The sequence below is a fragment of the Actinophytocola sp. genome, from assembly GCF_036002505.1.
In the GTDB taxonomy this organism is placed as follows: domain Bacteria; phylum Actinomycetota; class Actinomycetes; order Mycobacteriales; family Pseudonocardiaceae; genus DASYTH01.
Genome location: NZ_DASYTH010000430.1, coordinates 23,251 through 37,641, shown reverse-complemented (window position 1 = coordinate 37,641; position 14,391 = coordinate 23,251). Strand labels below are relative to the sequence as shown.

The following is a 14,391-nucleotide window of genomic DNA, read 5'->3' as shown; positions in this document are numbered from 1 at the left end:
TCTAAAACATTAAAATTTTAGGAGAGGGAAAGACAAAGGAAGCGCTACGGCGCCGCCGTGGCGCTCGTCGGTGCCGGGTTGGTTTGGGGGTGCCGGTTGGCGGGGGGCGCTTCGCGCCCAGGCTCATGACCACGCGTGGGGGTGTGTGGCCTGCCGCCGCGGTTGCCGGGGGTTGGTTAGAAGGGTGGGGGATCGTCGTCGGGCGGTGGTGGTGGGGTTGGCGGCGGTGGTGGTGGGGGTGTTGGTTGGGGTTCGACCACCGGTTCGGGTTCGACGGTGTAGGTCAGGCCGGTGGGACTGGTCCACCGGTAGTGGCCGAGGCCCAGGATTTGGATGTCCCAGCCGGCTTCGTGTTTGGCGCGATGATGCCGTTTGCACAGGCAGTGGCAGTTGCTGTCGCAGGTCGGGCCGAGCGGCCAGGGGACTCGGTGGTCGATTTCGCAGTAGCGGGCGCGGCGGGTGCAGCCCGGGTACCGGCAGGTGCGGTCGCGCACTTTGACCAGGGTGCGCAACGCTGCGGGTGGGGTGTAGCGGGCGGTGGTCACATCGACGACCGCACCAGTCTTGGGGTCGGTGGACACCCAGCGCCAGCGGCGGGCCTCGGCGAACATCTCCCGGGCGGCGTGGGCGGTGACCGGCAACCCGTCCACCTCACCGGGCTGGTCGTCGGCGCCAACAGCACTGGTGGCGGGCACGGTCAAGTGGACCTCGACCACGCGACCACCCGAGAGGCCAGTACTGAGCAGCAGATCCCGGGCGATGTCGACCTCGAGTTGGGCGATGGTGCGGGTCTCCCCACCCTGGGCTTTCATCTCTCGCGCCCGTACGGCGATGGCGGCGTGCAGGGCGGCGATCTCTTCGGTGGTGTGGTGGATGGCCAGCACGGCTTGACCGGGCGCGGTCGGATAGACCTCGACTCGCCGTTCCCGCGTGATGATCTTCCGGCGCTGCTCGGCACCCTCGGGGTCGACCGCGAGGACGGCTTTGGCCAGCCGGTTGCGCAACTGGCCCGGAGTCTGCTGGTTGGCCTTACCCAACACCGCCGCTTCCACCTGGTGGGCGTGCTCCTCGGACAGCGGCGCGACGGCGTCGGCGATCAACTGGGCTTTGAACTCTTCGATCCAGCCTTGTTTCAACGCCGCGAAGGTCTCCGGCAACCGCTCGGTCAAGGTGATGGCGAATGCCATCCGGCGTTGCGCTGCCCGACTGGAAATGCGCAGGATGGCGGCGACTTCCAGATAGGCGAACTCGTCGCCTTCGTGAGCGCGGGTGAAGTCGGCCAATTGCTGCAACTCGACGGCTTGGAGGTGACCGATCATGGTGCGGGTGAACGCCGCATTCCCAAGGAAGTCCTCGGGTGCGGTGAATACCTCATCCTCAATCAGGATCACACCGCCATTCTATCGAACCCCATCGACAGGATTCGCGGCAGTTCACCCTATCGTGTTCATGATTTTTTGGCGCGGAGCGCCCCCTGCCAACCGGCAGCCGAAAGGGATGCTGGCACCGGCGGGCGGCACGGCGGCGCCAGAGGCGGCGCCGTGCCGCTTCTTTTGTTTTTCCTCATCTAAATTTTAAATGTTTTAGAAGGGCGACCATCACCTGCCAAGAGCGGGAGACGCGCCAGCCCACCCTCAGTTAGGGGCAGGCAACGGCACAGCCCCCCGAGCCGCCAGCATCTTCGTCATGAGGCCCGCCTCGTTCGACTGGCTCGCCACCATTTTGGCCGCCAGGTTCCGGACATAGCCGACCCCCGCATGGCTGGCCGCGTACTGCGCCATCGGGAGCGCGCCCTGGTGGTGGCGCAACATAAGCTGCAAGAAGTAGATGTCGAGTTCCTTACCCGACAAGGTTTTCAGCTTGTTGAGCTCCTCCGTGGTGGCCATTCCAGGCATGGTCGACACCCCGCCTGACTCCAATACTGCCCCGCTGTGCTGGTGCCCGCTGCCGGCCATCCAGGCCATGTAGCCCTTGCCGGCCGCGGGGAGCTCGGCCTGGCCCCAGACGTTGAGCCAGCCGGCCATCGCCCCGGCCTGGGCGAGCTGGGTGGACTCGATGTCGAAGGCTATCGAGTGCACCTCGGGGTCGGTGGTCTTGTCCCGCGCGATGCCGGCCATCGTGATCGCTTGGAAGTGGTGGACCCGCATGTCCTGGGAGAAGCCGACGTCGATCGACTCGGCGTCGGGGGCGGCTGACCCGCCTGGGCCGGCGCCGGTGCGGGCGGTGGTGATGAGCATGCCGATGGCGGCGCCGACCGCCAGGACCACGATTACCGCGACGGCTATCACGAGCACCCGGCGCCTGCCCAGCGCGTCGAGCGTGGGCAGGCGATCGGCGTCCTCGTGCTGGTCGGTCAACGTCACTGGCTCGGTGGCGGCTGCGCTCCGGACGCCGGTGGCTGGCCGCTGGCCGGCGGAACGGCGTCGGTGGGGGGCACGGCGGGGGCCGTGGGGACGCCCTGGTCCTCGCCCTTCTTGGCGCCGGTGCCGTCCATCTTGACCGCGTCCGCACCCGGCGGCTCGGCCACGAACGGCGGCGGCTTGCTCACGTCGAACTGCGCGGGGTCGGCGGCGTCGCACCGGCCGCCGGGCTCCGGCGTCTGGTACTGGTTGCTGCGCAGGGAGTTGACGAAGTCGTCGATGCGTGTGTCGTCGGCGCTGTCCAACTTGAGCTGGTGCCCCCAGGACTGCAGCGAGATCGGCTTGTCGAGGCCCGGGTAGGGCGACAGCATCGTGTACTGCTGGCCTTCGACCTTGGACTTGAGCTTGTCCAGCGCGGCGTCCTTGATCTGGTCCGGGTTGTAGGCGATCCACACCGTGCCGTGCTCGAGCGCGTGCACCATGTTCTCGTTGCGCACCGCGGTGGTGTAGACGACACCGGTGCAGTCGGCCCAGACACCGTCATGTGGGCCGCCGAACGGCGGGCTCTTGTCGTAGGCCACCCGTTGGGTGGCGTCGATGTGCTGGGCGCCCTCGTACTTGACCTTCACGACGCCGGGGATCTGGTCCGACGGGTCCTGGTTGTCCGCCGAGACGACCCACTTCGTCTTCTCGTGGATCTGCACGAACGCGTAGGTGAACACCCCGCCGGCCAGCGCGAGCACGGCGATCACCGCGATGATCGTGCCCCACGGCTTGGGCTTGGTCGACACCACGGAGGTGCGGGCCGCGCGGGCCGACCGCACGCCCTTCCCCTTCGCCGCGCTCGCTTTGCCCTTGGGCGCGCCGGCACCCTTGCTCTTCGTCCCGCTGGCCATACTCGTTCAGGCCCCGTTCTTGGAGGAATCCACTCAAACTCAAAATCTCATGAATAGCACTGTGCAGCGGCCAGTGTAAGGACCTGGTGTCTGCCCAGCGTCAACTCCCCTGGCCGTCCTTACCTAGACTTCCCATCGTGACCCCCGCAGCGCTCGCCGAACTCGTCCGCAGGACCGCCGTGGACGTGCTGACCAGCCATGACCTCGACACCACCGCCCTGCCCGCGGCGGTGACCGTGGAGCGACCGCGGAACCCGGAGCACGGCGACTACGCCACCAACCTCGCGCTGCAGGTGGCGAAGCGGGTCGGGGTCGCCCCCCGCGAGCTGGCCGGCTGGCTGGCCGAGTCGCTGGCGACCCAGGACGGCGTGGCTGAGGCGGAGGTCGCCGGGCCCGGCTTCATCAACCTGCGGCTCGCCGCCGACGCGCAGGGCGCGGTGGTGCTCCAGGTGCTCGTCGAGGGGGACAACTACGGCAGCGGCGACGCGCTGGCCGGACGCGCCATCAACCTGGAGTTCGTGTCGGCCAACCCGACCGGGCCGCTGCACCTGGGCGGCACCCGCTGGGCCGCGGTCGGTGACGCGCTCGGCCGGGTGCTCGCCGCGGAGGGCGCGAAGGTCACCCGCGAGTACTACTTCAACGACGCGGGAGTCCGGATCGACCGGTTCGTCCAGTCGCTGATCGCCGTGGCCCAGGGCGCCGAGATCCCCAAGGACGGCTACTTCGGCAGCTACGTCGGCGACGCCGCGGCCGAGGTGCTCCGCCAGGCGCCGGGTGCGCTGTCGCTGCCGGACGACGAGCGGGCCGAGGTGTTCCGCCGGATCGGCGTCGGGCTGATGTTCGAGGAGGTCAAGCGCAGCCTGCACGAGTTCGGCACGGACTTCGACGTGTACTTCCACGAGGACTCGCTGCACGTCTCGGGCGCGGTGGCGACCGCGGTCGACGAGGTCAAGCGGCGCGGCCACCTGTACCAGAAGGACGGCGCGTGGTGGCTGCGCAGCACGGAGTTCGGCGACGACAAGGACCGGGTGGTCATCAAGAGCGACGGTGAGCCGTCCTACATCGCCGGGGACATCGCCTACTTCAAGGACAAGCGCAACCGCGGGTTCGACCTGCTCATCTACATGCTCGGCGCGGACCACCACGGCTACATCGGCCGGCTCAAGGCGGCGGCCGCGGCGCTGGACGACGACCCCGACACCGTCGAGGTGCTCATCGGGCAGATGGTGAACCTGGTCAAGGACGGCAAGCCGGTCAAGATGAGCAAGCGCGCCGGAAACACGGTGAGCATCGACGACCTGGTGGACACCGTCGGCGTGGACGCGGCCCGGTACGCGCTCGTCCGGTCCTCGGTGGACGCCACCCTGGACATCGACCTGGACCTGTGGAGCCGGCGCACCAACGACAACCCGGTGTTCTACGTGCAGTACGCGCACGCCCGGCTGTCCTCGCTCACCCGCAACGCCGCGGAGCTCGGTGTCCCGGTGCCGACCGCGGAGACCGAGCTGGACCTGGGCCTGCTCACGCACCAGCGGGAGGGCGAGCTGATCCGCACGATCGGGGAGTTCGCCAAGGTGGTGAGCACGGCCGCGGAGCTGCGCGAGCCGCACCGGGTGGCCCGCTACCTTGAGGAGCTGGCCAGCGCTTACCACAAGTTCTACGACACCTGCCGGGTCCTGCCGCAGGGCGACGAGGAGGCCACCAGCCTCACCTACGCGCGGCTTGGGCTGTGCGTGGCAACCCGCCAGGTGCTGGCCAACGGCCTCGGCCTGCTGGGCGTCTCGGCACCGGAACGGATGTAGCCGATGCGCGCACATCCGGCAGGCCCACGCCACGCGGAAGTCCTGCCACCGGCCAATACGGCGGGTTCCCGTCCGTCCACTCCGGACGAGTTGGACGAACTGGTGCCCGCGGTCTGGCCGCGCAGCGCCCGGCGCAGCGTCGACGGCGCGGTCGAGCTGTCCGGAGTGGACGTTCGAGATCTCGCGGCCGAGTTCGGCACGCCGTTGTTCGTGGTGGATGAGGCGGATTTCCGGTCGCGGTGCGCCGAGCACGTTGCCGCGTTCGGTGATTCCTCACTTGTGCATTACGCGTCCAAGGCCTTTCTGTCCGTGGACATTGCGCGCTGGGTGGCGCAGGAGGGGCTGTCTCTGGACGTGTGCAGCGGCGGCGAGCTCGCTGTGGCGCTGCGCGCGGGCTTCCCGGTGCAGCGGATCACGTTGCACGGCAACAACAAGTCGGTTGCGGAACTGGCCGCAGCAGTGGACGCCGGGGTCGGCGCGGTGGTGCTGGACTCGTTCTACGAGATCGCCCGGCTGGACAAGATCGCCCGGGATCGCGGGGTGGTGCAGCCGGTCCTGGTCAGGGTGACGGTCGGGGTCGAGGCGCACACCCACGAGTTCATCGCGACCGCGCACGAGGACCAGAAGTTCGGCTTCTCGCTGGCCGGGGGGGACGCCGCGGAGGCTGCCCGCCGGGTGCTGAAGTCGCCGGGTCTGCGCCTGGCCGGCTTGCACAGCCACATCGGTTCGCAGATCTTCGACGTGGACGGGTTCGAGGTGGCCGCGCACCGGGTAATCGGCCTGCTGGCGGCGCTGCGGGACGAGCACGGCGCGGACAAGCTCGCCGATCTGTCCACTGTGGACCTCGGTGGCGGGCTCGGGATCGCCTACACCGCCGAGGACGACCCGCCGCCGCCGGCCTGGCTCGCCGACCAGCTGCGCGCGATCGTGGCCAAGGAGTGCGAACAGGCGGGCCTGCCGGTGCCGAGGATCGCGGTCGAGCCGGGGCGGGCCATCGTCGGCCCGGGCACGGTGACGCTCTACGAGGTCGGCACGATCAAGGATGTCGCGCTCGGGCACGGCCACGGCCGGCGTTACGTGAGCGTGGACGGCGGGATGAGCGACAATGTCCGCACCGCGCTGTACGACGCGATCTACGACTGCCGCCTGGTGTCGCGGTCGGCGGGCGAGGGGGAGCGCGGCACGGACGCGACGCTCTGCCGGGTGGTCGGCAAGCACTGCGAGTCCGGCGACGTGGTGGTGCGGGACTGCTGGCTGCCGGAGAACCTGGCGCCCGGCGACCTGCTCGCGGTGGCCGCCACCGGGGCGTACTGCTACGCGATGTCCAGTGGCTACAACAGGTTGCCGCGCCCGGCGGTGGTGGCCGTGCGGGACGGGGCGGCGAGGTTGCTGCTGCGTCGGGAGACGGACGACGATCTGTTCCGGTTGGAAATGCCATGAATGCCACATTCAGGTCACTGAGCGCCCCATATGTGGCATTCATGGCATTGGAGGCCCCCCAATGAGCACCCCGCTGAAAGTCGCACTCCTCGGCTGCGGCACGGTCGGCACACAGGTGGCCCGGCTGCTGGCTGACCAGTCCGCTGACCTGGCCGCCCGGATCGGCGCACCCGTCAGCCTCGCCGGGATCGCGGTTCGACGCCCCAACAAGCACCCGGATGTTCCCGCCGCGCTGTTGACGGCCGACGCTATGGCGCTCGTGGCGTCTGATGTGGATCTTGTCGTTGAGGTGATCGGGGGGATCGAGCCGGCGCGGACGCTGTTGCTGGCGGCCTTGCGTACCGGCAAGTCCGTTGTCACCGCGAACAAGGCGCTGCTGGCTGAGCACGCCGCCGAGTTGTTTGCCGCGGCTGACGAATCTGGCGCTGATCTGTACTTCGAGGCCGCGGTGGCCGGGGCGATCCCCCTGCTGCGGCCGCTGCGCGAATCCCTCGCCGGGGACCGGATCAGCCGGGTCATGGGCATTGTCAACGGCACCACCAACTACATCCTGTCCGCCATGGACGAGACCGGCTCCGGCTACGCGGAGGCGCTGGAGGAGGCGAGCCGGCTCGGCTACGCGGAGGCCGACCCGACCGCGGACGTGGACGGCTACGACGCCGCGTCCAAGGCTGCAATCCTTGCCTCCCTTGCGTTCCACACCCGGGTGACGGCGGCCGACGTGTACCGCGAGGGGATCTCCGCGGTGACCGCGGCGGACATCGCGGCGGCGAGGACGCTTGGCCGCACGATCAAGCTGCTGGCCATCTGCGAGCGCAACACCGGGGACAACCAGGAGTCGGTGACCGTCCGGGTGCACCCGGCGATGATCCCCCGCGGTCACCCGCTGGCCAGCGTCAGCGGCGCGTTCAACGCGGTGTTCGTCGAGGCGGACGCGGCCGGCCAGCTCATGTTCTACGGCCAGGGTGCCGGCGGGGCGCCCACCGCGAGCGCGGTGCTCGGTGATCTCGTCGCGGTGGCACGGAACCGGGTGGCCGGCGGGCGCGGTCCCGGTGAGTCGGCGTACGCGGCGCTGCCGGTGCGGCCGATCTCCATGGCCAGCACGCGGTACCACGTGAGTCTCGACGTCGCCGACCGGGCCGGCGTGCTGTCCACCGTGGCCTCGGTGTTCGCCATGCACGACGTCAGCATCGCCGCGGTCCGCCAGGAAGGTCGCGGGGACGAGGCCAGCCTGGTGATCGTGACGCACTCCGCGCCGGACGCGGCGCTTCGGTCCACAGTGGACAAGATCGCCGGCATGCCGGTGGTTCGGGACGTGGTCAGCGTGATGCGGGTGGAGGGCGAGGACCTGTGAACTCTTGGCCGGGCGTGATCAAGGCATATCCCGACCGGATTCCCTTGCCGGACAACGCAAGGATCGTGACCTTGCACGAGGGTGGCACGCCGCTGCTGGAGGCGCCGCACCTGTCCGAGCTCACCGGCTGCCGGGTGCTGCTCAAGGTCGAGGGCGGCAACCCGACCGGCTCGTTCAAGGACCGCGGCATGACCGTGGCGATCAGCCACGCGCTGGCCAACGGGATGAGCGCGGTCATCTGCGCGTCCACCGGCAACACCTCGGCGTCCGCCTCGGCCTACGCCGCGCGCGCCGGCCTGACCTGCGCGGTGCTGGTGCCCCGCGGCAAGATCGCGCTGGGCAAGCTCGCCCAGGCGGTCATGCACGGCGCGCGCATCCTGCAGATCGACGGCGGTTTCGACGACTGCCTGGAACTGGCCGCGAAAACCGCCGCCGAGTACCCGATCGAGCTGGTCAACTCGGTGAACCCGGTGCGCCTCATCGGCCAGCGCAGCGCCGCCTGGGAGATCTGCGACGTGCTGGGCCGCGCGCCGGATGTGCACTGCCTGCCGGTCGGCAACGCCGGCAACATCACCGCCTACTGGCAGGGCTACCGCGAGTACGCCAAGGACGGCCTCATCTCCGCGCTGCCCCGGATGTTCGGCTTCCAGGCGGCCGGCGCCGCGCCGCTGATCCACGGCGAGCCGGTGGCCCACCCGGAGACCATCGCGACGGCGATCCGTATCGGCAACCCCGCCTCGTGGACCGGCGCGGTCACCGCCCGGGACGAGTCCGGCGGCCTGTTCGACGCACTCACCGATGACCAGATCCTGGCCGCCTACAAGCTCCTCGCCAGCCGCGAGGCCGTGTTCGTCGAGCCCGCCTCGGCCACCGGGGTGGCCGGCATGCTCCGCGCCGCCGAGGACGGCCGCCTGCCCACCGGCTCGCTCGTCGTCTGCACCGTCACCGGCCACGGCCTCAAGGACCCGGAGACCGCGCTCCAGGGCATGATCGAGGTCGAGCCGGTGCCCGTCGACCCGGGCGCAGTCGCCCACGCGCTGGAACTCGCGTGAGTGTACGGGTTCGCGTCCCGGCCTCGTCCGCCAATCTGGGCCCCGGTTTCGACGCGCTCGGCCTGGCGCTCGCACTGTACGACGTGATCGACATCGACGTCACCTCCGGCGGGCTCACCGTCGAGGTGACGGGTGAGGGCGCCGGCTCGGTCCCCCGCGACGAGTCCCACCTCCTCGTCCGGGCGTTCCGCGCCGCCAGCCGCCACCTTGGCTTCACCCCGCCCGGCCTCACGATCCACTGCCACAACGCGATCCCGCAGGAGCGCGGCCTCGGCTCGTCGGCCGCCGCCATCGTCGCCGGCATCGCCGCCGCGCACGGCCTCGCCGGCCGCAAACTCGGCGACGACGCCCTCCAACTCGCGGCCGAACTCGAGGGCCACGCCGACAACGTCGCGCCCAGCCTCCTCGGCGGTCTCTGCCTGGTCTGGCGCGACGACCGCTTCCACGTATTGCACCTCGACCCGAACCCCAAGCTGCACCCGGTCATGCTCATCCCCGCCGAGCACTCCACCACCGCGACGACCCGCGGCCTGCTCCCCGGCCACGTCCCACACATCGACGCCGCCTTCAACGCCGCCCGCTGCGCCCTCGTGGTCCAGGCCATGACCCACCGGCCCGACCTCCTGCTCCCCGCCACGGAAGATCGTCTGCATCAGAGCTACCGCGAGCCCGCTTACCCGGCCACGCTCCGCCTGGTCCGGGCCCTGCGCGCGGAGTCCTACCCCGCCACGGTGTCCGGCGCCGGCCCCAGCGTGCTGGTGTTCACCGTGGACGGCACCCTCGCCGGCGTCGACCTCACCGGCTTCACCCCGCACCACCTCCCCATCGACCGCACCGGCGTCACGATCGAGCGTGCCTAGATGATGCCCTGAAGGCGGCCTTCGGGACGCTCAACGTCGCGAAGGCCGCCTTCAGGGCGTTTGTGGCGAAGGGTTTCAGGGGCGGCCGAGGCTGGTGTAAATGATTCCGGCGCGGCGGAGGGTTTGGGGGTCAAGGAGGTTTCGGGTGTCGACCACAATCGGCTCGCGGAGCAAAGTCGCTATGCGGGGCCAGTCAAGCGTGCGGAACTCGGGCCACTCGGTGAGGATCACGAGCGCGTCGGCGCCGGTGGCGGCCTGATAGGGGTCGGCGATCAGCTCGATGCCGTCGACATTCTCTGACAGGGCGGGGTCGTGGCCGACGACGTCCGCGCCGGCCTGGCGGAGCAGCGCGGCGACGGCGAGGGCCGGGGAGTCGCGGAGGTCGTCGGTGCCGGCCTTGAAGGTCAGGCCGAGAAGCGTCAGTCGGGCGTGGGACAAGGAACCGTCGCGGCGGCCGGTGACGGCCAGGCGGATCTTCTCCACCATCCGCACGCGCTGCCGGGTGTTGGTGTCGATGGTGGCGCGCACCAACCGGAACTCGAAGTCCACCGCGTCGGCGAGCTGGAGCATGGCGGCGGTGTCCTTGGGCAGGCAGGAACCGCCCCAACCGGGCCCGGGCGACAGGAAGGCCTGGCCGATCCGGCGGTCGTAACCCATGCCCTCGGTGACGGCGCCGACGTCGGCGCCCACCCGGTCGCACAGCTCGGCCAGCGCGTTGACGTAGGACAGCTTCATGGCCAGGAAGCAGTTCGCGGCGTACTTCACCAGCTCGGCCGACGCGGCGTCGGTGAGTACGGTCGCCGCACCCAACCGGGCATACAGAGTGGCGACCCGCTCCGCCGCATCCTTGACGTCGCACCCCACGACGATCCGGTCCGGGTGCAGGAAGTCGCGCACGGCGCTGCCCTCGCGGAGGAACTCCGGGTTGCTCACCACCGCGATATCGGGGCGCCGCAACAACTCCGCGGTCCGCGCGGCCGTGCCGACCGGAACCGTTGACTTGTTCACCAGAACGCTGTCCGGGGCGAGCAGGTCGCGGATCTCCTCGACGACCGACTCGACCGCGGTGAGGTCGGCGACGCCGGCCACGCCCATCGGGGTCGGCAGGCACAGGAACACGACCTCGGCACCCCTGACCGCCTCGGTCACACTGACCACAAAGGACAGTCGCGCGGCGGCGAGCCCCTCACGCACCAGTTCCGCCAGGCCGGGTTCGAGGATGTCCACCTCACCGGCGTCCAGCCGCTTCACCTTGTCGGCATCGACATCCGCGCAGACCACGCGGTGCCCCAAGGAGGCCAGGCACGCGCCCGTCGTGAGGCCCACGTAACCCGTGCCGACCACCGCGATCCGCCGCACGAACACGGACGCCCCCTCAGCTCGGCACGATCACGAGGCCCAGCTCGCGCACGGCCGCGGCGAGCCGGGGTTCGAGCTGGTCGTGCCGGTCCGCGCCGACCACGATCCAGCCGAGCTTGCGGCCGGCCTCGGTGAACGGCTGCACCGTGTCGCCCGGCGCGACAAAGACCTCGACCGCCGCCACACCGGGCAGTGCCGAGACCCGCTCGAGCCCGCCGACGGCCACCACCGACCCCGGGCCCGGCAGCGGGGAGGTGAGCACGTGCAGCCGCACCGGCCGGGACCGGCTGGGCATCGGTGGATGGGGACCACCGGTGGCCAGATCCACCAACGCCGCCATCCAGTCCACTTCGGACACCGCGAGCACCATCGACGGGAACCCGTTGCCGGACATCCGGGCGCCGACCTCGAGCACGTACCGGGTGCCGTCCTCGGCCAGGATCACGTCGAAGTTCGCCGGCCCGTCAACGAGGTCGAACGCCAGGCACAGCTGGTGCGCGTCGTCCAGCAGGGCCTTCTCGGTGACCTCGTCGAGCTCCGCCGGCCCGGTATGGCCGCCGATCAGGAAACCCGGCCCGGGCAGCGTGTGCTTCTCGGTGATCAGCGACAGGGCCAGCTCCCCGCCGCACAGGAACACGTTGACTGTGATGTTGCGCCCGGCCAGCACCTCCTCCGCGATCACCTGTCCCCGCGGCGAGTGCCGCGCTGCGTACTGGAGCGCGGCGTCCACTTCAGACGGAGAGTCGGCGCGGTGCACGCCCCGGCCGCCGGAGGCGTCGGCCGGTTTGAACACGATGGGGAACCGGAACGAGTGCGCCGTCGCCGCGACGGCGCTGAGATCGTCCGACTGCACCCACCGGTAAGACGGAATACCCGACGCCGCCGCCAGCTGGTGGAACTCCGCCTTGTCCGTGGAAACCCGTACCGCCGCAGCCGGAAACCGCCAGGGCGCACCGAGTTCCGTACTCAGCTCGTGCCAGGACGCCAGGCAGGTGTCGGCCGCCGTCGACACCACGCCCGCGATCCGCCTGCCCCGCAAGGCCTCCGCGATCGCGTGGTGATCCGTCGTGGAGATTTGCAGGAACTCGTCGGCCAGGGCGATACCCGGCCGGTCCGCCCGCATGTCCACGCCGACCGTCGGCAACCCACGCCGCCGCGCCTCCTGGTAGATCGCCACCTGCTCCTCGCCGGCCCCCAGCACGAGTAGCGGCGCCTCGCTCACGACACCACCTCGAGCGACGCCGTCCGCCGCGGCGGGCCGATCATGGATTCGCCGCCGTCGAGCAGATCCTCCGGCGCGATCGGGATGTTCGCCTCCCGCACGTAGTACAACCGCCGTGGCCGCGCGTCCAGCATCCGCCGGTGCAGATACCGTGCTACTACGGCAAGGCACGCCACGGATACCCCGGACATCAGCACACTGCCCGTCGCCAGGACGGGAACCGTTGCCACGCCAAGGAAACCCAACAGGGCCAGCATCGCGGCGAACACGGCGGCCAGCGTGGCGAGAAGGTACATCACGTTGAGCGGCCGCCAGGAGAATCCGAACAGGAGCTCGAAGGCGTCGCCGGCCAGGCGCCCCAGGCGGAACTTCGAGCGCCCGGCCGAGCGTGGGGCATGGTCAACCGGGACGCAGGTGTACCGCGCCCCGATCTCCGGCGCCTTGGCCACGAAGTGCGAGTTGGCGGTGGGCAGGTTCACGATCGTGCGGGCCACCGCGGTGCGCACCACCCGGAACGAGCTCGCTCCCTGCGGCACCTCGATGCGCAGCCAATGCCGTGCCACCCAATGGGTTCCGGCCGCCCCGGCCCGGCGCAGCCAGGAGTCCCGGCGCTCCCGCCGGATCCCGAACACCACGTCGTAGCCGCGCTCGGCAGCCTCCAGCAACCGCCAGGTCTCCGCGGCCGGAAACTGGAGGTCCGCGTCGAGCTGCACGCACCACGGCTCGGCGGCGTACCGGAAGCCCGCGGTGATCGCCGCCATCAGCCCGAAGTTCCGGGCGAAGGAGATGTAGTGCACCCGCGGATCCGAGGCCGCCAGCCGCTTCAGCCGCTCCAGCGTGTCGTCCGCGCTGCCGTCGTCCACGAACAGCAGCTCCAGATCCTCGATCGAGCCGAGCGCCGCGCAGACCTCCCGGTGTGCGACCTCCACCTGCGCGCCCTCGTTGTAGCAGGCCAGGATCGCGGTCAGCCCGGTCATATCAGGCGCCTGGTCCAGGTCGCCGGGGTCCGCTCGGTGACGATCTCCAGCTCCAGGTTGTAGTCGAACTCGCGTGGTCCCATCCGGGCGATCCACTCGACCATCCCGGTGAGACCCTCGCGCAGCCCGACTTTCGTGCGGTAGCCGAGCAACCGCCGCGCCTTGTCCGAGCTGCAGGTGGCGTGGTGCACCTCGAGCGGCCGGGCCGCCACGAAGATCGGGTCGAACGGCATTCCGGTGATCTCGCAGATCAGCTCGGCCAGCCGCAGCACGGTCACCTCGCCCTCGTCCGGCCCGACGTTGACGATCTCCCCGCACACCTCCGGGTCGGTGCCGAGCTTTGTCAGGCAGGACACCACATCCGACACGAAGCTGAAGCAGCGCAGCTGGCTGCCGTCACCGTAGATCACCGGTGGCAGCCCGCGCAGCACCCGGTTGATCATGATCGCGGCCACGTTGCGGTACGGGTCGTCGAAGCGCTGCCGCGGGCCGATGATGTTGTGCGGGACGGCGATGTTGTGCTCCATCCCGTGCACCCCGGCGATGGCCGCCACCTGGAGGTCGGCGGCGTACTTCGCGATCCCGTACGGCGTCAGCGGTTGCGGCGTCTGGTCCTCGGTGAACGGTGGCACCAGGTTGCCGTACCGGGACATCGAGGAGCAGTGCACGAACCGGCGCACGCCGCTGCGCACCGCCGCGGAGAGCAGGGCCACCGTGGCGCTCGTGGTGTGCTCGTGCACGAGGAACGGGGCGAATACCGACAGCCCCTCGTACGGCGCCGCGGCACAATGGAATACGATTCCCACGCCGCGCAGCAGGTCGAGGTACTCGTCGATTCTTCGGCAGTCGGCCTCGCGGAAACTCACACCGCGCGGAATGTTCTCCTTGAACCCGTCCAGCATATTGTCGATGCCGCGGACCTCGAAACCGGCGGCCAGCAGCTCGTCCGCGACGTGGCTACCCAGGAACCCGGCGACCCCGGTGACTAAGACGGGTTCCTTCATGGACTGATCCCTTCCCGGCAGGTGCTCGGACTCTAACAACGACCAACCCCACACGGAAGGCTCGT

General features: G+C 70.0%; 12 protein-coding genes. 5 read left to right on the top strand and 7 right to left on the bottom strand.

Translation table 11 applies throughout. The features are described 5' to 3' along the window. Positions 1-176: 176 nt before the first annotated feature. The 3 genes from VGR06_RS38815 to VGR06_RS38805 all read right to left on the bottom strand — a co-directional run bounded on the left by VGR06_RS38815 (position 177) and on the right by VGR06_RS38805 (position 3,256). A complete protein-coding gene (locus VGR06_RS38815) occupies positions 177-1,319 on the bottom strand; it encodes an HNH endonuclease signature motif containing protein (protein WP_327564230.1) in 1,143 nt (380 codons plus the stop codon). 315 nt (positions 1,320-1,634) lie between these two features. Next, the gene (locus VGR06_RS38810) at positions 1,635-2,363 is read right to left on the bottom strand and encodes a DUF305 domain-containing protein (RefSeq protein ID WP_414637417.1); all 729 of its coding nucleotides are present in this window, start codon (positions 2,361-2,363) and stop codon (positions 1,635-1,637) included. After that, entirely contained in the window at positions 2,360-3,256 is an 897-nt protein-coding gene (locus tag VGR06_RS38805; protein WP_327564225.1) for a DUF3105 domain-containing protein, read from the bottom strand. The genes VGR06_RS38810 and VGR06_RS38805 overlap by 4 nt, the downstream gene beginning before the upstream one ends. Positions 3,257-3,393: 137 nt before the next feature. On the opposite strand from VGR06_RS38805, the gene argS reads away from it, so the two are divergent. From argS to thrB, 5 genes are all read left to right on the top strand, one after another. After that, positions 3,394-5,058 (top strand): arginine--tRNA ligase, encoded by a 1,665-nt coding sequence (gene argS / locus VGR06_RS38800; protein ID WP_327564224.1) that lies wholly within the window; start codon positions 3,394-3,396, stop codon positions 5,056-5,058. A gap of 3 nt (positions 5,059-5,061) precedes the next feature. After that, complete coding sequence (lysA, locus tag VGR06_RS38795; RefSeq protein WP_327564223.1) at positions 5,062-6,498, top strand: diaminopimelate decarboxylase; 1,437 nt, start codon at positions 5,062-5,064, stop codon at positions 6,496-6,498. A gap of 61 nt (positions 6,499-6,559) precedes the next feature. After that, positions 6,560-7,852, top strand: a complete 1,293-nt coding sequence (locus VGR06_RS38790; protein ID WP_327564222.1) for a homoserine dehydrogenase — start codon at positions 6,560-6,562, stop codon at positions 7,850-7,852. After that, positions 7,849-8,904, top strand: a complete 1,056-nt coding sequence (gene thrC / locus VGR06_RS38785; protein WP_327564221.1) for a threonine synthase — start codon at positions 7,849-7,851, stop codon at positions 8,902-8,904. Before VGR06_RS38790 ends, thrC begins: the two co-directional genes overlap by 4 nt. Beyond that, positions 8,901-9,764 carry a homoserine kinase gene (gene thrB / locus VGR06_RS38780; protein ID WP_327564220.1) on the top strand — a complete coding sequence of 288 codons (864 nt, stop codon included), beginning with the start codon at positions 8,901-8,903 and terminating at the stop codon, positions 9,762-9,764. Before thrC ends, thrB begins: the two co-directional genes overlap by 4 nt. A gap of 75 nt (positions 9,765-9,839) precedes the next feature. Here thrB and VGR06_RS38775 read toward each other — a convergent pair whose 3' ends face one another. The 4 genes from VGR06_RS38775 to VGR06_RS38760 are packed head-to-tail and all read right to left on the bottom strand — an operon-like array spanning position 9,840 to position 14,326. Beyond that, positions 9,840-11,129 (bottom strand): UDP-glucose/GDP-mannose dehydrogenase family protein, encoded by a 1,290-nt coding sequence (locus VGR06_RS38775; protein WP_327564219.1) that lies wholly within the window; start codon positions 11,127-11,129, stop codon positions 9,840-9,842. A 10-nt stretch (positions 11,130-11,139) separates the two neighbouring features. Further along, entirely contained in the window at positions 11,140-12,345 is a 1,206-nt protein-coding gene (locus tag VGR06_RS38770; protein WP_327564218.1) for an ATP-grasp domain-containing protein, read from the bottom strand. Then, the gene (locus tag VGR06_RS38765; RefSeq protein WP_327564217.1) at positions 12,342-13,322 is read right to left on the bottom strand and encodes a glycosyltransferase family 2 protein; all 981 of its coding nucleotides are present in this window, start codon (positions 13,320-13,322) and stop codon (positions 12,342-12,344) included. Before VGR06_RS38765 ends, VGR06_RS38770 begins: the two co-directional genes overlap by 4 nt. Next, positions 13,319-14,326, bottom strand: coding sequence for an NAD-dependent epimerase/dehydratase family protein (locus tag VGR06_RS38760; protein WP_327564216.1), 1,008 nt, complete (start codon positions 14,324-14,326; stop codon positions 13,319-13,321). Before VGR06_RS38760 ends, VGR06_RS38765 begins: the two co-directional genes overlap by 4 nt. Positions 14,327-14,391 lie beyond the last annotated feature (65 nt).